The following is a 17,451-nucleotide window of genomic DNA, read 5'->3' as shown; positions in this document are numbered from 1 at the left end:
TTCAACTAACGCTCCTGCTGATGGTTCGGACCGAGGTGGTGATTACCCGTGGTCGAGTTACCTGCCTGCCGGCCCTGCTGGATACCGCGGCGCAGATTGGTCAGCCGGCCGCGGACGTCGTCGGGTGCACGCGAGACCTGGGGGCCGGCCGTGTTGGCCTGCTCCTGTGCGGTCCCGGGTACGAGGTTGGCCTTCGGCACACGCCGGGGAAGGCCAGAGGTGGTGACACCGCCGGCCGCGGGCTTGCGCACCCGCTCGGCCTGGCGCACCAACTCGTCGTTGGGCGAGGTCCGCCAGGCGGCCCCGCCGTTCTGGCGACCGTCGGCCGGGTCACCGGCCGGACGCTGCGCCGGAGCGGCCGACTGCGGCGCGACCGGGGTCTGCGCCTGCTGCTGGGCCTGCTGCTGGGCCTGCTCCTGGTGGAACCAGTTGGTCTCCAGCGTGTCGTACAGCGGCGTACGGCCGTCGCCCGCGCCCGCCGGCGGCAGTGCCTCCGGGCGGCGCGGCTGCTGGAGCTGCGGCTGCTGGCCCTGCGGCTGACGCTGCTGCTGCGGCTGGACCGGCTCCTGGCGCGGGGCGCCGAAGTCGCCGCCGCCGGTGTGCTGACGCGGGGCCGGCGCCTGCGGGGCCTGCTGCTGGGCCTGCTGCTGGGCCTGCGGTACGTAGGGCTGCCGGCCGAACTGCTGCTGCTGGCCGCCCTGGTAGCCCTGCTGCTGCGGGGCCTGCTGCGGGCTGTTGAAGTCGGGCCGCGCGAACTGGCCGGTGGAGCCGGGGCCCTGCGGAGCACCGAAGTCGGGGCGCGGGAACTGCGCCGTCGACGCCGGGTCCTGGACACCGCCCTGGTACACCTGCGGCGCCTGCTGCTGCGGGGTCTGCTGCGGGCGGCCCTGCGACGGCTGCGGAGCACCGAAGTCCGGGCGCGGGAACTGGCCCGTGGAACCGGGGCCCTGGGGCGCCGGGGCGGCGAAGGAGCCGGTCGTCTCCGGGTCCTCGTGACCGCGCGGGGCGTCCAGCGGGGACATCTCCTGCTGTGCGCGGCGGACCGGCTGCTGGGCCTGCTCGTTGCCCCAGCTCGCCGCCTGCGGGCGCTGCGGCTGGGGGTTGCCCCCCGGCAGCTCGGCGCGCGGGAACTCGTACCCACCGGTCTGCTGGGCACCCGGGCCCTGACCCTGGCCCTGACCCTGGCCCTGCGGTGCGTGCCGCGGCGCGCCGGGTCCGGCCTGCGGGGAGCCCTGGCTGCCCCACACGTCCGTGCGGGACGGGATGGCGCTCGCGGCGCCGCCGATGAGACCGCCGCCACCGGGGCCGGGCCGCAGCGGATCGCCGCTCTGCGGGGCCTGCGGGGCCTGGGGGATCTGCGGCAGCTGACCGGTCCGGTCGAGCGAGGCGTTCTGCGGCTGCGGGGTCCGGGACTGCGGGGCGCCCTGCGGGCCACCGGCGAGCGGCGCACCGTCACGGGCGGGCAGCGCGGCCCGGGGACCGCTCGTACCGACCTGGCCGCGCGGAGCGCCACCGCCGAGCAGGCCGCCCGAGGGCGCACCGCCCTGGCCCGGACGCCCGCCGGGGCCACCGGCCGCGCCGGGACCGGCGGGAAGCCGGCCGCCCTGGCCACCGGCACCCGGCGGCATCGCGCCCTGGCCACCGGCACCCGGCTTGGGCATCGGCTTCTTGCCGCCCTGGGCGACGTCGACCGGCAGCATGACGAGCGCGGTGGTGCCGCCCGAGTCGGAGGGGCGCAGCTGGATGCGGATGCCGTGTCGCAGGGACAGGCGGCCGACCACGAAGAGACCCATGCGGCGGGAGACGGAGACGTCCACGGTGGGCGGCGAGGCGAGCCGCTCGTTGATCGCGGCGAGGTCCTCGGGGGAGAGGCCGATGCCGGTGTCGTGGATCTCGACGAGCACCCGGCCGTCGGGCAGCGCGTGACCGGTGACCCGGACCTTCGTCTGCGGCGAGGAGAACGAGGTGGCGTTCTCGAGCAGCTCGGCGAGGAGGTGGACGAGGTCGTTGACGACCCGGCCGGCGACCTCGGTCGCGGGGACCGAGGCGAGTTCGATGCGCTCGTACTGCTCCACCTCGGAGGCGGCGGCACGGAGCACGTCGACCAGCGGGACCGGGCGGGTCCAGCGGCGGCCGGGCTCCTCACCGGCGAGGACGAGGAGGTTCTCACCGTTACGGCGCATACGCGTCGCGAGGTGGTCGAGCTTGAAGAGCGAGGACAGCTGGTCCGGGTCGGCCTCGCGCGACTCCAGTTCGGAGATGAGCGAGAGCTGACGCTGGATGAGGCCCTGGGAACGGCGCGAGAGGTTGGTGAACATCGCGTTGACGTTGCCCCGGAGGAGGGCCTGCTCGGCGGCGAGACGGACGGCCTCGCGGTGCACGTCGTCGAAGGCCGCGGCCACCTGGCCGATCTCGTCCCGGGAGTGCACACCGACGGACTCGACGGAGGTGTCGACGTCCTGCGGGTCGGACTCGGAGAGCTGCTTGACGAGCTCGGGCAGGCGTTCCTGGGCGACCTTGGTCGCGGTGTCCTGGAGCCGGCGCAGCGAGCGGATCATGGACCGGGCCACGACGAAGGCGCCGATGAGCGAGACGCCGAGGACGAGGAGGATCAGCGCACCGTTGACGATGGCGTCCCGCTGCGACTCCTGGCGGAGCTCACGGGCCAGGGTCTCCATGTCGCCGAGCAGACCGCGCTCGATGCGGTTCATGGTGGCGATCTTGGTGCCGTACTCGTCGGTGAAGTTGAGGTGGCCGCGCCGGGGGCCGCTCTTCATGGCGTTGTCCATGTTGAGGACACGCTCGGCGTACTTCTCGGCGGCGGTGATCGACGGGTTGCCGGTGTTCAGGGACGCGGTCCGCTCGGTGGCGTCGCCACCGGTCGACTCGTAGATCGCCTGGAAGGACTGGAGCTCGCGGCCCTCGGAGTTGAGCGCGGCCTCGGCGTAGAGGCGGTCACCCTGCTGGATGTCACCGGAGGTCCGGTCGCTCGGCGGCAGCGCCGCGGCGATGATCGCCTGCTGGATGGAGGCGTACTCCTTGGCGGACGAGAACGCGGCGAGCGCGCGGGTCCGCTTGATCATCTCGGGGTTGCTGGTCGCCTGCGCCATGTCCTGGGACAGGCTGAGCAGCGAGCGGATGAGACGGCTGTACGCCTCGACCGTCACCGAGTGGGAGACGTCCTTCTCGTACGCGTTGCTCCGGATCGTGTGCAGACCGCTGACCTGCGAGGCGATCTGGTTGACGTTCTGCCGGATGCTGCGCAGCGCCTCGTCGCCCTCGGTGGCCGGGATGGCCTCCGTGGCCTGGAGGAAGGCCTTGTACTCGAGGTCCGTCTTCCGGCGCGGGTTGGCGACCTGGTAGTCGCTGACCGGGCGGCCGTTGGCGAGCGGACCCGCGGAGAGGTCGCGCTCGGACTGGAGGGCCTGCGCGAGGTCGGTGGCCTCTCGGGTCAGCTTGGTGAGCAGCTGCATGTGGTCGAGCTGCTCCATGTCCTGGAGCGACTCGCTGATGCGGATGCCGCCCAGGGTGGTCGCGGCGACCACGGGGAGGGTGAGGAGCGCGACCAGGCGCGTGGAGATGCGCCAGTTGCGCAGGGCTATTCGAGGGCCGACCTCGTTCTCGGCCCGGACCTTGGGGGGTGCGTCGGACGGCTCGGCGGAAGCGGCCGCGGCGCTCGTGCGCCTGCCGCCTTCACCGCTCTCGCCGGTCGGGCCCTGACCCTGGTTCGGGGTGTGCGAGGCCGAGGGACCGCGGTCGGTCCCGGCACGCGGTTCCTGCTCCGCCGGAGCATCGGCTCGGCCCTTACGGGCCTGGGGAGACCCCGAGCCATCCCTCTTGAAACGTCCCTGCACTAGCGTCGCAACCTCTGGACCAGGCGTCCTTCCGGATGAGCGGAGAGGACGGTGTCGGCGTCAATCGGGGTGCGTGGAGGGCACCCCAGGTGGTCGTCGGTGACCGGCGCAGTTCCCCCTTCCCCGCCACTAGGCCGGCGCTGCGTTGCGCCTTCTGCGTGCCGGCTTGAATCCCGCGGCGGTGCGTGGAATTCCAGCACAGTGCCGGACCTCCAACAAGGGCCGCGTGTCGCGCCGGGAGGGTCATGACAACCCGTACGCACAGTGTCACCCCATGTAGAAGATGATCGCGGAGGATTCGGACTTTTCCTCTCCAATGACTGCGCGTACCCGTGTGTCCCAGTCGCCATGATCAGGAGCGGAATAGAGCATTCAGTGGCGGAATGTCCCTTTCCGTGACGACAGGCGACAGTCCGTAATGCCCGGAATATGTCGCCCGTGGTGAGCAAACTCACACGATGATCGATGTCTTAGCCATGCATTCGAAGGGAATCGCATGTTTAGCCTGACGCTTTACACCCCCTCGCGCCCGAACGCGGCGCCCGTTCCGGAACAAGGTCAGATCACCGCGATGAAGACGACGACGCCCGGCACCACGGCCAACCCCCGCCGTTCCACCCTCGTCCACCTCTCGGACGCCGCAGAGCTCGGCAGGGTCGCCCTGCCCGAGTACGCGGTCGAGCTGCCGGCGAAGACGGCCAACCCGCGCCGCACCGTCCTCATGCAGCCCCCGGCCCCGTACCAGCCCCAGCCGTACGCCTCCGCGTCCCGCTGACGCCACCCCCGGAGCCACCCGCGTCATCCTTGTCACGGGCCCGGTGACATCGCCGGTCGGCCGCCCCGCGCCGCGTTAGCCTGGAGCGTCAGACTCCAGCCAGCACCAAGTGAGGGGCGACAGCACTCGTGCGCATCGCCAGATTCTCCATCGACGGCAATGTGGCCTTCGGCGCCGTCGAGGGCGAGGGAACCGTCGAGTCCGGCGGCCTCGTCCTCGACATCATCAAGGGCATCCCGTACACCGACTTCGAGCTCAGCGGCACCAAGGTCCCGCTGAGCAAGGTACGGCTCCTGCCGCCCGTGCTCCCCAACAAGGTCGTGGCCATCGGCCGCAACTACGCGGAGCACGCCGCCGAACTCGGCAACGAGGTCCCCGACGTTCCCGTCGCCTTCTTCAAGCCCACCACCTCGGTGATCGGCCCCGGCGACGCCATCGAGTACCCCTCCTTCTCCAACGAGCTGCACCACGAGGCCGAACTGGCCGTGGTCATCGGCCGCATGTGCCGCGAGGTGCCCCGCGAGCGCGTGAAGGACGTCATCTTCGGCTACACCTGCGCCAATGACGTCACCGCCCGCGACGCCCAGCAGCGCGAGAAGCAGTGGGCCCGCGCCAAGGGCTTCGACACCTCCTGCCCGCTGGGACCCTGGGTCGAGACGGACCTGAGCATCGCTGCCGCGAGCGACCTGACCATCCAGGCCACGGTCAACGGCGAACAGCGCCAGCTGGGTCGGACGAGCGACATGATCCGCTCCATCGAGGACCTGGTCGTCCACATCACCGAGGCCATGACGCTGCTCCCCGGAGACGTCATCCTCACCGGCACCCCCGCCGGGGTCGGCCCCCTCAACGTCGGCGACGAGGTCGCCGTCACCATCGAAGGCATCGGCACTCTCACCAATAGGGTGATCAAGCGTGGCTAACGCGAACATCCGCGTCCGTTTCTGTCCCTCGCCGACCGGCAACCCCCACGTGGGTCTGGTCCGCACCGCCCTCTTCAACTGGGCCTTCGCCCGGCACAACGAGGGCACCATGGTCTTCCGCATCGAGGACACCGACGCTGCGCGCGACTCCGAGGAGTCGTACAACCAGCTGCTCGACTCCCTGAAGTGGCTCGGCCTCGACTGGGACGAGGGTCCGGAGGTCGGTGGCCCGCACGCCCCGTACCGGCAGTCGCAGCGGATGGACATCTACAAGGACGTCGCCGACAAGCTGCTCGCCGGCGGGTACGCGTACCCCTGCTACTGCACCACCGAGGAGCTCGACGAGCGCCGCGCCGCCGCCCGCGCCGCCGGCCGCCCCTCCGGCTACGACGGCCACTGCCGCGACCTCACCGCCGAGCAGAAGACGGCGTACGAGGCCGAGGGCCGCGCGTCGATCGTCCGCTTCCGGATGCCCGACGAGCCGATCACCTTCACGGACCTGGTCCGCGGCGAGCTCACCTTCACCCCGGAGAACGTGCCGGACTACGGCATCCTCCGGGCCAACGGCGCCCCGCTGTACACCCTGGTCAACCCGGTCGACGACGCCCTGATGGAGATCACCCACGTCCTGCGCGGCGAGGACCTGCTCTCCTCCACCCCCCGCCAGGTCGCGCTCTACAAGGCGCTCATCGAGCTGGGCGTCGCCAAGGAGATCCCCTCCTTCGGCCACCTGCCGTACGTGATGGGCGAGGGCAACAAGAAGCTCTCCAAGCGTGACCCGGAAGCCTCCCTCAACCTCTACCGGGAGCGCGGCTTCCTCCCCGAGGGCCTGCTGAACTACCTCTCGCTCCTCGGCTGGTCCTTCTCGGCCGACCAGGACATCTTCACCATCCCCGAGATGGTGGCGAAGTTCGACATCGCCGACGTCAACGCCAACCCGGCGCGCTTCGACCTCAAGAAGGCCGAGTCGATCAACGCCGACCACATCCGCATGCTGGACGTGAAGGCGTTCGCCGAGGCCTGCGAGCCCTGGCTGCGGGCCCCCTTCGCCAACTGGGCGCCCGAGGACTTCGACCGGACCGCCTGGGAGGCCATCGCGCCGCACGCCCAGACCCGCGTCACCGTCCTCTCGGACATCACGGCCAACGTGGACTTCCTCTTCCTGTCGGAGCCGGTCTTCGACCAGCCCTCGTGGGACAAGGCGATGAAGGGCGAGCCCGCGGCCCTCCTCACCACCGCCCGCGAGAAGCTCGAAGGCGCCGACTGGAGCGACCCCGAGTCCCTCAAGAACGCCGTGCTGGCCGCCGGCGAGGCCCACGGCCTCAAGCTCGGCAAGGCGCAGGCCCCGGTCCGCGTGGCCGTCACCGGCCGCACGGTCGGCCTGCCGCTCTTCGAGTCCCTGGAGATCCTGGGCAAGGAGAAGACCCTGACCCGCATCGACGCGGCTCTGGCGAAGCTCGCCGCCTGACGGCTTCCGCAACGCGACGAGGGGCGGCGGCCGCAGAGGCCGCCGCCCCTCGCTGTCGTACCCACCCCCTAGCCTCGGTTCATGACTTCGACCCCACCGGACTGCACCCGCTGGTTCACGGCGGGAGCCGCCGCCCCGCCCGGGGGCGGGGGCGCCGCCTTCACCGTGACGGAGCTCGGAGAGCTCGGCCTGCCCACCGGGCGGCTGGTGGCCTGCGACCCGGTCGTCCACCTCGGGGACGACGACGAGCGGCCCGCGCCCTTCACCGTCACGGTCCCGCCCGGGAGCTACCCGGTCCAGACCGTCGTGGCCGATGTCGAGCACCCCTTCCGGAACCGCGTGATCGCCGCCGCCCGGCTGGTGGTCCGGGACGCCCCCGCCGTCAGCTGGGAGCCCGCCCTGGTCCCCGGCCAGGACCTGGCGGAGCTCGCCGACGGCGAGTTCTTCGGCTACGGCGTGGACGCCGGCGTCGGCTGCTTCCTCGACGCCTCCGCCCACCACGCCTTCCCCGGCACCGAGGACGAGGAGGGTGTCGTCTGGGAGGCGATGGACAGCGGGCCGCCCGGCCCGACGGCCTTCCTCGCCGAGGGGGCGGACGGCCACACCGTCGCCGTCTTCGGCTCGGGCTGGGGCGACGGCTGCTACCCGACCTGGATCGGCCGCGCCGCCGACGGCGGGGCCGTCTGCTTCGTCACCGACTTCCGCGTCTTCCGCTTCGCCCCCGCCTGACCGCCGCCGCGCGGTACGGTCGGACCATGACCATCCGCGCGGTGCTGTGGGACGTCGACGACACGATCTTCGACTACGCCCGCGCCGACCACGTCGGCATGAGCGCGCACCTGACGGCCGAGGGCCTGGTCGACGGATACGCATCCGTCGACCAGGCCCTCGGCCGCTGGCGGGAGCTGACCGCGCTCCACTGGCGCCGTTTCGAGGCCGGCGGGGTCGACTTCCAGGAGCAGCGGCGGGAGCGCGTCCGGGACTTCCTGGCGCAGCCCGGCCTGACCGCCGCGGAGGCCGACGGCTGGTTCGAGCGGTACGTCTCCCACTACGAGGCGGCCTGGGAGCTCTTCCCCGACGCCCTCCCCGTTCTCGACCTGCTGGCCGATGACTATCGTCACGGGATTCTGTCCAACTCCAGCCTCCACAACCAGGACCGGAAGCTGCGGGTCCTCGGTGTACGGGACCGCTTCGAGGCCGTCCTGTGCGCGGCGGAGCTCGGGGTGGCCAAGCCGGCCGTGGAGGCCTTCCACGCCGCCTGTACCGCCCTTGACCTGCGCCCGAGCGAGGTGGCGTACGTGGGGGACCAGCCGGACATCGACGCCAGGGGCGCCGTGGAGGCGGGGCTGCGGGGCATCTGGCTGGACCGCGCGGACACCGGGGGCAGGCCCGAGCTGAACCGGATCACCGACCTCCGCCAGCTCCCGGCCCTGCTCGGAGGCCATACCCGTTTTGGAGCACCGTCCACCTTCGGGTAATGTTCTTTCTGCGCCGAGGGGAACAAGCCGAAAGGCAAGAACCCGAAAAGCGCAAGCCGAGCAAGATCCCCCTGGTGGGGACGTTGTTCCGGTGGCCTATGGTGTAATTGGCAGCACGACGGTTTCTGGTTCCGTTAGTCTTGGTTCGAGTCCAGGTAGGCCAGCTCGCAGAGCTCATCTGCAACCCGTGGATAGGCATCCACAAAGCCCCCGTTGTGTAGCGGCCTAGCACGCCGCCCTCTCAAGGCGGTAGCGCCGGTTCGAATCCGGTCGGGGGTACAGATCCATCCTGTAGGTCACTTGGGTAGCTCCCGGTGGATCTACGGTGACATCACCCGGTTTCGGCCGGGTGGGATCGCTAGGGCCCCCGTTGTGTAGCGGCCTAGCACGCCGCCCTCTCAAGGCGGTAGCGCCGGTTCGAATCCGGTCGGGGGTACGGTGTAACCACCATGGCCTATGGTGTAATTGGCAACACTACGGTTTCTGGTACCGTCATTCTTGGTTCGAGTCCAGGTAGGCCAGCTCGCAGAGCTCATCTGCACCCGCGGATCTGATCCGCAAAGGCCCCCGTTGTGTAGCGGCCTAGCACGCCGCCCTCTCAAGGCGGTAGCGCCGGTTCGAATCCGGTCGGGGGTACAGAACGAAGAAGCCCTTCCCTTCGGGGGAGGGCTTCTTCGCTGTTCGGTGCCGTGCCTACGGACAACTCCGGCCCACCGCTGCGGCGTTGAAGCGGTGGGCCGGTACGAACAGAGGGCAGGGAGAACGTCAGCCGGTGCGGCGGAGCGCCTCGGAGAGACGGGCCGCGGCGTCGATGACGGCCTGGGCGTGCATACGGCCCGGGTGGCGCGTCAGACGCTCGATCGGACCGGAGACCGAGACGGCGGCCACCACGCGGTTCGACGGGCCGCGTACGGGCGCGGAGACGGACGCGACGCCCGGCTCCCGCTCACCGATCGACTGGGCCCAGCCGCGGCGCCGTACGCCCGACAGGGCCGTCGCCGTGAAGCGGGCGCCCTGGAGCCCGCGGTGGAGCCGCTCGGGCTCCTCCCAGGCCATCAGGATCTGCGCCGAGGAGCCGGCCTTCATCGTCAGCGTCGAGCCGACGGGGACGGTGTCCCGCAGACCCGAGAGCCGCTCGGCGGCCGCCACGCAGATGCGCATGTCGCCCTGCCGGCGGTAGAGCTGGGCGCTCTCGCCGGTGACATCGCGCAGATGCGTGAGAACCGGGCCCGCGGTCGCGAGCAGGCGGTCCTCGCCGGCCGCGGCGGCGAGCTCCGCGAGGCGCGGTCCGAGGATGAACCGGCCCTGCATGTCACGCGCCACCATCCGGTGGTGTTCCAGTGCCACGGCCAGTCGGTGTGCCGTGGGTCGTGCGAGTCCCGTCGCCGCGACCAGTCCTGCGAGGGTGGCCGGACCGGACTCCAGGGCGCTCAGGACAAGGGCTGCCTTGTCGAGAACGCCTACGCCGCTAGAGTTGTCCATGCAACGATATTCGCGTCTCACTCTGTGAAACGCAAGTTCAATTTCCTGCGGAACTTGTCACTCTGGTGAGGCGGCCGCACAACGGCCCGCGAAACGGGTCTCTAGTTGTGCCGGCGTAGACGTCGGCCGGAGGGAAAGCGATGGGTAGGACACTCGCGGAGAAGGTCTGGGACGACCACGTCGTCCGGCGCGCCGAGGGCGAGCCCGACCTCCTCTTCATCGATCTGCACCTGCTGCACGAGGTGACCAGCCCCCAGGCCTTCGACGGTCTGCGCCAGAACGGCCGGCAGGTGCGGCGCCTCGACCTCACCATCGCCACCGAGGACCACAACACCCCGACCCTCGACATCGACAAGCCGATCGCCGACCCGGTCTCCCGCGCACAGCTGGAGACCCTCCGGAAGAACTGTGCCGAGTTCGGCGTCCGGCTGCATCCGCTGGGCGACGTCGAGCAGGGCGTCGTCCACGTGGTGGGACCGCAGCTGGGCCTGACCCAGCCGGGCACCACCGTCGTCTGCGGCGACTCGCACACCTCCACGCACGGCGCCTTCGGCGCGCTGGCGTTCGGCATCGGCACCAGCCAGGTCGAGCACGTGCTCGCCACCCAGACGCTGCCGCTGGCCCGCCCCCGGACCATGGCCATCACGATCGACGGCGAGCTGCCCGAGGACGTCACCGCCAAGGACCTGATCCTGGCGATCATCACCAAGATCGGCACCGGCGGCGGCCAGGGCTACATCCTGGAGTACCGCGGCTCCGCCATCGAGAAGCTCTCGATGGAGGCCCGGATGACCATCTGCAACATGTCGATCGAGGCCGGCGCCCGCGCGGGCATGATCGCCCCCGACGAGACCACCTTCGCCTATCTGAAGGGCCGCGCCCACGCCCCCGAGGGCGAGGACTGGGACGCCGCCGTCGCGTACTGGAAGACCCTGAAGTCCGACGAGGACGCGGTCTTCGACGCCGAGGTCGTCATCGACGCCGTCTCCCTGGCGCCGTTCGTCACCTGGGGCACCAACCCGGGCCAGGGCGCACCGCTTTCGGCGAACGTCCCCGACCCGGCTTCGTACGAAGACGCTTCGGAGCGCCTGGCCGCCGAAAAGGCCCTGGAGTACATGGGGTTGACCGCAGGACAGCCGCTGCGCGACATCAGGGTCGACACCGTCTTCGTAGGCTCCTGCACCAACGGCCGCATCGAGGACCTGCGCAACGCCGCCGCCCTGCTGGAGGGCCGCAAGGTCGCCGACGGCGTCCGCATGCTGGTCGTTCCCGGCTCGGTGCGCGTCGCCCTGCAGGCCGTCGAGGAGGGCCTGGACAAGGTCTTCAAGGAGTCCGGCGCCGAATGGCGGCACGCGGGCTGCTCGATGTGCCTGGGCATGAACCCCGATCAACTGGCTCCCGGTGAGCGCTCCGCGTCCACCTCGAACCGTAACTTCGAGGGCCGGCAGGGCAAGGGCGGCCGGACCCACCTGGTCTCGCCCCAGGTCGCCGCCGCCACCGCCGTCCTGGGCCATCTGGCCTCCCCGGCCGATCTGTCCGACGTCGCCACCACCGCGGGGGTCTGAGGAACCATGGAAGCTTTCACCACGCACACCGGCCGGGCCGTCCCGCTGCGCCGCAGCAACGTCGACACCGACCAGATCATCCCGGCGCACTGGCTCAAGAAGGTCACCCGCGACGGCTTCGAGGACGGTCTCTTCGAGGCCTGGCGCAAGGACGAGCAGTTCGTCCTCAACCGCCCGGAGCGGCAGGGCGCCTCCGTCCTGGTCGCCGGCCCCGACTTCGGCACCGGCTCCTCCCGCGAGCACGCCGTCTGGGCGCTCCAGAACTACGGCTTCCAGGCCGTGATCTCCGCCCGCTTCGCCGACATCTTCCGCGGCAACTCGCTGAAGAACGGCCTGCTCACCGTGGTCCTGCCGCAGGAGACGGTCGACGCGCTCTGGGAGCTGACCGAGGCCGACCCGACCGCCGAGGTCACCGTCGACCTGGAGCAGCGCAAGGTCCTGGCCGCCGGGATCGACGCCGACTTCGAGCTCGACGAGAACGCGCGCTGGCGGCTCCTGAACGGTCTCGACGACATCAGCCTCACCCTTCAGAACGAAGCCGACATCGCGGCGTACGAGACGTCACGACCGGCCCACAAGCCCCGTACAATTACGGTCTGAGCAGCGCTTTTCCACGACTGCGCCCCCCACCGCCCGGTGGGGGGCGCAGTCGCTTGTTGAGACCCTGTCGGGCGACAACTCGCCCTAGATGGCACAATCGGTGCATGGAACGCGACAGCCAACTCGAGCTCTACGAGTCAGTCGCCGCCCGATTGAAGGAAGCGCACACAAGAGTGCGCTCACTGCAAGTCCCGGAGGGCGTAAGGATGGCGCTGTCCCGGAAGCTGCTGGTCGTGACGGCCGCGGCGAAGCACGATCTCAAGGACGCGGCAACGCGTCTGGACCGGTTGATGAAGGACCTCGACGAGGGCCGATTCCCAGAGGACGACTGACACCAAGAACTCCGCAGCGGATCTTCCGCGTTGCGGCACTAGGGTGATTAGCCCGTTTCGTGTTTGATTTGCGGTATATACATGCCTAACGTGCGAAAAAGCTTGAACACTTTCGTTCTGGCAATGTCTCCGAAGGGGAAGACGTGAACAAGGCGCAGCTCGTAGAAGCGATTGCCGACAAGATGGGCGGTCGCCAGCAGGCCGCCGAAGCCGTCGACCACGTGCTCGACGCCATCGTGCGTGCCGTGGTCGGGGGCGACCGGGTCTCGGTGACGGGTTTCGGCTCGTTCGAGAAGGTCGACCGTCCGGCCCGCTACGCCCGCAACCCGCAGACGGGTGAGCGGGTGCGGGTCAAGAAGACCTCGGTCCCGCGCTTCCGTGCCGGTCAGGGCTTCAAGGACCTGGTCAGCGGCTCGAAGAAGCTCCCCAAGGGCGGCGAGGTCTCCGTCAAGAAGGCCCCCAAGGGCAGCCTGAGCGGTGGCGCCTCCGCCACCGTGAAGAAGGCCGCCGCCAAGAGGGCGACCACCGCCAAGAAGGCCGCCGCGAAGAAGGCGACCCCGGCGAAGAAGGTCACGGCGGCCGCCGCGAAGAAGGCGACCCCCGCGAAGAAGACCACCACGGCCGCCGCCAAGAAGGCGACCCCGGCCAAGAAGGCCACCACGGCCGCGGCGAAGAAGACCTCCGCCGCCGCCAAGAAGACCACCACGGCCGCCGCGAAGAAGGCGACCAAGGTCACGGCCAAGAAGACCGCGCCGGCCGCGAAGAAGGCCACGGCGACGAAGGCGCCCGCCAAGAAGACGACGGCGCGCAAGACGACCGCCAAGAAGGCCGCCGCCAAGAAGTAGGACGAGCGGTAGACACCCGCCGGGCCGGGCTCCCCCCAGGGAGCCCGGCCCGCGGCGCGTCCGGGCCCCCGTCGGCGGGGACCGGGCGCGTCAGAACGTCTGGAGCGTCACCAGGGTGATCCGCAGGCCGGCCCCCGACGTGCCCGGCTCCGCCTCGATCCGGACCCGCTGCCCCGGCCGCAGCAGCCGCAGCCCGCCCGCCTCGAAGGCCTCCGCCCCGAACTCCACGGGGGTGCCGTCGTCGAGCAGCACACTGCCGCTGCGGGTCTCGGAGTCGTACGTGAACGCGGTCGCCTGCATGGACCGCAGCCTATCCGGCCGCCGGCAGCCACCGGGCGGCCGTCCGCGGGCCGAGCCCCAGCGCCCCGGCCGCCGCCAGATCCTCACCGGTGTCCACGTCCCGGCGCACCGAATCGACCCCCGCCAGCAGGATTTCCACGGCGCCCGAAGACAAATGCCGGAGCCGCGACGCACCTCCGAATGCCGGTTCCAATTCCACCCCCGGACCCGCCGAGAGGAATGTCGTACCTATTTCAGCGGCATCCGCGAGAAAAGCCCTCGGAAATCTTCCGGCCACGTCCAGGACCCGGGCCAGGTCCTCGGGCCGCAGCGCCGGCAGATCCGCGTTGAGCGCCGCCACCCGCGCGGACGGCCGCCGGGTCCGTACGGCACGGACCCCGTGCGCGAGCGCCGCGTTGAGTCCCGCCGCCGGGGTGTCCGGGACGATCCGCGCGCCCAGGGCGGCGAGCGCCTCGCCGGCCGCCGGATCGTCCGTGACGACCACCACATCCCGTACCCGCGGGCAGTTCAGCACCGCTCCCACGGTGTCCTCGGCGAACGCGAGCGCCAGCCGCGGGCGCAGCCGTGACCCGGCCGCCGCGGCCAGTCTGCTCTTCGCCAGGGCAAGGGGCTTCAGGGGTACGACCAGGGACCAGCCGTCGTCCGCATGCGTGTTCATCGCGGCCCATTCTGTCCCGCCCACGCGGTCCCCAGGAGGGCCCGGGGCGTACGGTGTCACTCGACAGAGCAGGAGCATGGGGCGACACTTGACCCCCTGCCAGCCAGTCCCGGAGAAAGGTGTACGAGTGCCCCGCCGCAGAATCGGCTTCTGGTACCGCCTCGCGGCGGTCATCGCCAAACCCCCCCTGGTGGTTCTGTTCAAGCGGGACTGGCGCGGTATGGAGCACATTCCGGCCGACGGCGGTTTCATCACCGCGGTCAACCACAACTCCTACCTGGACCCGCTGTCCTACGCGCACTACCAGTACAACACCGGCCGGGTCCCGCGCCTCCTCGCCAAGGCGGGCCTCTTCAAGGCCCCCTTCGTCGGGATGATGCTGCGCGGCACCGGACAGATCCCCGTCTACCGGGAGACGACCAACGCGCTCGACGCGTTCCGCGCCGCCGTCGACGCCATCGAGCGCGGCGAGTGCGTCGCCTTCTACCCCGAGGGCACCCTCACCCGGGACCCCGACATGTGGCCCATGGCGGGCAAGACCGGGGCCGCGCGCGTCGCGCTGCTCACCCGGGCCCCCGTCATCCCGGTGGCCCAGTGGGGCGCCAACCTGGCGATGCCGCCGTACGCCAAGGAGAACAAGCTCAGCCTGTTCCCCCGCAAGACGCTGACGGTGCAGGCCGGTCCGCCGGTCGACCTCTCCCGCTTCCACGGACTCGAGCCCACGCCCGAGGTGCTCCGCGAGGCGACCGAGGTCATCATGGCCGCCGTCACCGCGCTCCTGGAGCAGATCCGCGGCGAGCAGGCGCCCGCCGAACCGTACGACCACCGCAAGGCGCGCCTGGAGCAGCGGCGCAGGGCAGCCGAAGGGGGCACCAAGTGACCAAGGCAGCCGTCTTCGGAAACGGATCCTGGGGTACCGCGTTCGCGATGGTGCTCGCCGACGCGGGCTGCGACGTGAGCCTCTGGGGCCGCCGCGCCGAACTCGCCAAGGAGATCAACGCCTCCCGGGTCAACCCGGACTACCTGCCGGGCGTCGAACTCCCCACGGCGATCACGGCCACCGCCGACCCGGCCGAGGCGGCCCACGACGCCGACTTCACCGTCCTCGTCGTCCCCTCCCAGACCCTCCGCGGCAACCTCGCCGCCTGGGCGCCGATGCTGGCGCCCGACACCGTCCTCGTCTCCCTCATGAAGGGTGTCGAACTCGGCACCGCCAAGCGGATGAGCGAGGTCATCACCGAGGTCGCCGACGTGCCCGCCGAGCGCGTGGCCGTCCTCACCGGCCCCAACCTGGCCAAGGAGATCGCCGCCAGGCAGCCCGCCGCCGCCGTCGTCGCCTGCGTCGACGAGACGGTCGCCCAGCGCCTCCAGACCGCCTGCATGACCCCGTACTTCCGCCCGTACACCAACACCGACGTGGTGGGCTGCGAGCTCGGCGGGGCCGTGAAGAACGTCATCGGCCTCGCCGTCGGCATCGCCAACGGCATGGGTCTCGGCGACAACTCCAAGGCCACGCTCATCACCCGCGGCCTCGCCGAGACCACCCGTCTCGGCCTCGCCATGGGCGCCGACCCGCTCACCTTCTCCGGCCTCGCGGGCCTCGGCGACCTCGTCGCCACCTGCTCCTCGCCGCTCTCCCGGAACAACACCTTCGGCACCAACCTCGGCCGCGGGATGACCCTCCAGGAGACCATCGCGGCCACCAAGCAGACGGCCGAGGGCGTCAAGTCCTGCGAGTCGGTGCTCGATCTGGGCCGCCGCCACGGCGTCGACATGCCCATCACCGAGACGGTCGTGTCGATCGTCCACGACGGCAAGCCGCCGGTCGTCGCCCTCAAGGAACTGATGTCGCGCAGCGCGAAGGCCGAGCGCCGGTAGCGGCCACCGGATGGCGCCCTCCCGGGCCCCACGCGCCGCCGGCCCGCGCTGAGCCGGACGCGCGCGAGGGGACCGGGGCCGCAAGGCCGTTCGGGACGCGCAAGGTACGCTCATCGCGATATGAGCGAGAACACCCAGAGCCCCCGCAAGCCGCGCGTGGCCGTCGTCTTCGGCGGACGCAGCTCCGAGCACGCCATCTCCGTCGTCACGGCGGGCGCCGTCCTGAGCGCCATCGACCGGGACAAGTACGACGTGCTGCCCATCGGCATCACGACGGACGGGCGCTGGGCGCTCACCGCCGACGCCCCCGAGCGCATGGCCATCGCCGACCGCGCCCTGCCGAACGTCGCCGACCTGGCCGAGTCCACCGAGGGCGGTGTCGTCCTCTCCGTCGACCCCGCCAACCGCGAGGTCGTCCTCACCGAGCCCGGCGCCGTGCCGAGGGCCCTCGGCGAGGTCGACGTGGTCTTCCCGATGCTCCACGGCCCCTACGGCGAGGACGGCACCCTCCAGGGCCTCCTGGAGCTCTCCGGCGTCCCCTACGTCGGCGCGGGCGTCCTCGCCTCCGCCGTCGGCCAGGACAAGGAGTACATGAAGCGGGTCTTCGTCTCCTTCGGCCTCCCGGTCGGCCCGTACGAGGTCATCCGGCCCCGCGAGTGGGAGCAGAATCCCGCCGCCGCCCGCAAGAAGATCGTCGAGTTCGCCGCCGAGCACGGCTGGCCGCTCTTCGTGAAGCCGGCCCGCGGCGGCTCCTCCATGGGCATCACCAAGGTCGACGACCTCTCCGGCCTGGACGAGGCCATCGAGGAGGCCCGCCGTCACGACCCCAAGATCCTCGTCGAGTCGCTGCTGCGCGGCCGCGAGATCGAGTGCGGCGTCCTGGAGTTCGAGGACGGGCCCCGCGCCAGCGTGCCGGCCGAGATCCCGCCGGTCACGGACCACGACTTCTACGACTTCGAGGCCAAGTACATCGACTCGGCCTCCGGCATCGTGCCCGCCCCCATCGGGGACGAGGCCACCGCCGAGATCCAGCGCCTCGCCGTCGCCGCCTACGAGGCGGTCTCCTGCGAGGGCCTGGTCCGCGCCGACTTCTTCCTCACCGAGGACGGCGAGTTCGTCATCAACGAGATCAACACCATGCCGGGCTTCACGCCGATCTCCATGTACCCGCGCATGTGGCAGGAGAGCGGCGTGAGCTACCCCGAGCTCGTCGACCGGCTCATCCAGGCCGCCCTGACCCGCTCCACGGGCCTGCGCTGACCCCTGGGGCCCGTCCCAGCACCCCGGAAGGCC

Annotated in this window: 16 protein-coding genes and 5 tRNA genes; 17 read left to right on the top strand and 4 right to left on the bottom strand. The window is 70.9% G+C overall.

What is annotated here, in order from left to right:
• Positions 1 to 5: 5 nt before the first annotated feature.
• Positions 6 to 3,854, bottom strand: a complete 3,849-nt coding sequence (locus E0F75_RS15305) for a nitrate- and nitrite sensing domain-containing protein (RefSeq protein ID WP_187623074.1) — start codon at positions 3,852 to 3,854, stop codon at positions 6 to 8.
• Between the two features lie 571 nt (positions 3,855 to 4,425).
• On the opposite strand from E0F75_RS15305, the gene E0F75_RS15300 reads away from it, so the two are divergent.
• The 10 genes from E0F75_RS15300 to E0F75_RS15255 all read left to right on the top strand — a co-directional run bounded on the left by E0F75_RS15300 (position 4,426) and on the right by E0F75_RS15255 (position 9,134).
• The gene (locus tag E0F75_RS15300; protein WP_030325552.1) at positions 4,426 to 4,629 is read left to right on the top strand and encodes a hypothetical protein; all 204 of its coding nucleotides are present in this window, start codon (positions 4,426 to 4,428) and stop codon (positions 4,627 to 4,629) included.
• Positions 4,630 to 4,757: 128 nt separating this feature from the next.
• Positions 4,758 to 5,552, top strand: coding sequence for a fumarylacetoacetate hydrolase family protein (locus E0F75_RS15295; protein ID WP_055598481.1), 795 nt, complete (start codon positions 4,758 to 4,760; stop codon positions 5,550 to 5,552).
• Positions 5,545 to 7,020, top strand: a complete 1,476-nt coding sequence (gene gltX, locus E0F75_RS15290; RefSeq protein WP_187623073.1) for a glutamate--tRNA ligase — start codon at positions 5,545 to 5,547, stop codon at positions 7,018 to 7,020. The genes E0F75_RS15295 and gltX overlap by 8 nt, the downstream gene beginning before the upstream one ends.
• A gap of 81 nt (positions 7,021 to 7,101) precedes the next feature.
• Entirely contained in the window at positions 7,102 to 7,749 is a 648-nt protein-coding gene (locus E0F75_RS15285) for a DUF4241 domain-containing protein (protein ID WP_187623072.1), read from the top strand.
• Between the two features lie 26 nt (positions 7,750 to 7,775).
• Positions 7,776 to 8,498: an HAD family hydrolase gene (locus tag E0F75_RS15280; RefSeq protein ID WP_187623071.1), complete on the top strand. Its 723-nt coding sequence runs from the start codon at positions 7,776 to 7,778 to the stop codon at positions 8,496 to 8,498.
• Positions 8,499 to 8,590: 92 nt separating this feature from the next.
• Positions 8,591 to 8,662, top strand: a tRNA-Gln gene (locus E0F75_RS15275).
• 42 nt (positions 8,663 to 8,704) lie between these two features.
• A tRNA-Glu gene (locus E0F75_RS15270) sits at positions 8,705 to 8,777 on the top strand.
• Positions 8,778 to 8,861: 84 nt separating this feature from the next.
• Positions 8,862 to 8,934 (top strand) — tRNA-Glu (locus E0F75_RS15265).
• Between the two features lie 14 nt (positions 8,935 to 8,948).
• Positions 8,949 to 9,020, top strand: a tRNA-Gln gene (locus tag E0F75_RS15260).
• Positions 9,021 to 9,061: 41 nt separating this feature from the next.
• Positions 9,062 to 9,134 (top strand) — tRNA-Glu (locus tag E0F75_RS15255).
• A gap of 129 nt (positions 9,135 to 9,263) precedes the next feature.
• Here the strand turns inward: E0F75_RS15255 and ndgR are convergent.
• Complete coding sequence (gene ndgR / locus E0F75_RS15250; protein ID WP_015036427.1) at positions 9,264 to 9,980, bottom strand: IclR family transcriptional regulator NdgR; 717 nt, start codon at positions 9,978 to 9,980, stop codon at positions 9,264 to 9,266.
• A gap of 140 nt (positions 9,981 to 10,120) precedes the next feature.
• On the opposite strand from ndgR, the gene leuC reads away from it, so the two are divergent.
• The 4 genes from leuC to E0F75_RS15230 all read left to right on the top strand — a co-directional run bounded on the left by leuC (position 10,121) and on the right by E0F75_RS15230 (position 13,322).
• On the top strand, positions 10,121 to 11,545 hold the full coding sequence (leuC, locus tag E0F75_RS15245; protein ID WP_187623070.1) for a 3-isopropylmalate dehydratase large subunit: 1,425 nt from the start codon (positions 10,121 to 10,123) through the stop codon (positions 11,543 to 11,545).
• 6 nt (positions 11,546 to 11,551) lie between these two features.
• Positions 11,552 to 12,145, top strand: a complete 594-nt coding sequence (leuD, locus tag E0F75_RS15240; protein WP_187623069.1) for a 3-isopropylmalate dehydratase small subunit — start codon at positions 11,552 to 11,554, stop codon at positions 12,143 to 12,145.
• Between the two features lie 104 nt (positions 12,146 to 12,249).
• Positions 12,250 to 12,477, top strand: a complete 228-nt coding sequence (locus E0F75_RS15235) for a hypothetical protein (protein ID WP_030325570.1) — start codon at positions 12,250 to 12,252, stop codon at positions 12,475 to 12,477.
• A gap of 143 nt (positions 12,478 to 12,620) precedes the next feature.
• Positions 12,621 to 13,322 carry an HU family DNA-binding protein gene (locus E0F75_RS15230; protein ID WP_187623068.1) on the top strand — a complete coding sequence of 234 codons (702 nt, stop codon included), beginning with the start codon at positions 12,621 to 12,623 and terminating at the stop codon, positions 13,320 to 13,322.
• A 90-nt stretch (positions 13,323 to 13,412) separates the two neighbouring features.
• Here the strand turns inward: E0F75_RS15230 and E0F75_RS15225 are convergent, their stop codons facing one another.
• Together E0F75_RS15225 and cofC are read right to left on the bottom strand one after the other, a co-directional pair.
• Positions 13,413 to 13,622, bottom strand: a complete 210-nt coding sequence (locus E0F75_RS15225; RefSeq protein WP_187623067.1) for a hypothetical protein — start codon at positions 13,620 to 13,622, stop codon at positions 13,413 to 13,415.
• Positions 13,623 to 13,632: 10 nt separating this feature from the next.
• Positions 13,633 to 14,280, bottom strand: coding sequence for a 2-phospho-L-lactate guanylyltransferase (gene cofC, locus E0F75_RS15220; protein WP_187623066.1), 648 nt, complete (start codon positions 14,278 to 14,280; stop codon positions 13,633 to 13,635).
• Positions 14,281 to 14,407: 127 nt separating this feature from the next.
• On the opposite strand from cofC, the gene E0F75_RS15215 reads away from it, so the two are divergent.
• The 3 genes from E0F75_RS15215 to E0F75_RS15205 all read left to right on the top strand — a co-directional run bounded on the left by E0F75_RS15215 (position 14,408) and on the right by E0F75_RS15205 (position 17,418).
• On the top strand, positions 14,408 to 15,160 hold the full coding sequence (locus E0F75_RS15215) for a 1-acyl-sn-glycerol-3-phosphate acyltransferase (protein WP_187623065.1): 753 nt from the start codon (positions 14,408 to 14,410) through the stop codon (positions 15,158 to 15,160).
• Positions 15,157 to 16,158, top strand: a complete 1,002-nt coding sequence (locus E0F75_RS15210) for an NAD(P)H-dependent glycerol-3-phosphate dehydrogenase (protein ID WP_187623064.1) — start codon at positions 15,157 to 15,159, stop codon at positions 16,156 to 16,158. The genes E0F75_RS15215 and E0F75_RS15210 overlap by 4 nt, the downstream gene beginning before the upstream one ends.
• 120 nt (positions 16,159 to 16,278) lie before the next feature.
• Positions 16,279 to 17,418 carry a D-alanine--D-alanine ligase family protein gene (locus tag E0F75_RS15205; RefSeq protein WP_187623063.1) on the top strand — a complete coding sequence of 380 codons (1,140 nt, stop codon included), beginning with the start codon at positions 16,279 to 16,281 and terminating at the stop codon, positions 17,416 to 17,418.
• Positions 17,419 to 17,451 lie beyond the last annotated feature (33 nt).

The sequence above is a fragment of the Streptomyces sp. CB02980 genome (genome assembly GCF_014451325.2).
Taxonomy (GTDB): domain Bacteria; phylum Actinomycetota; class Actinomycetes; order Streptomycetales; family Streptomycetaceae; genus Streptomyces.
This window is presented reverse-complemented; position numbering and strand designations above follow the sequence as displayed.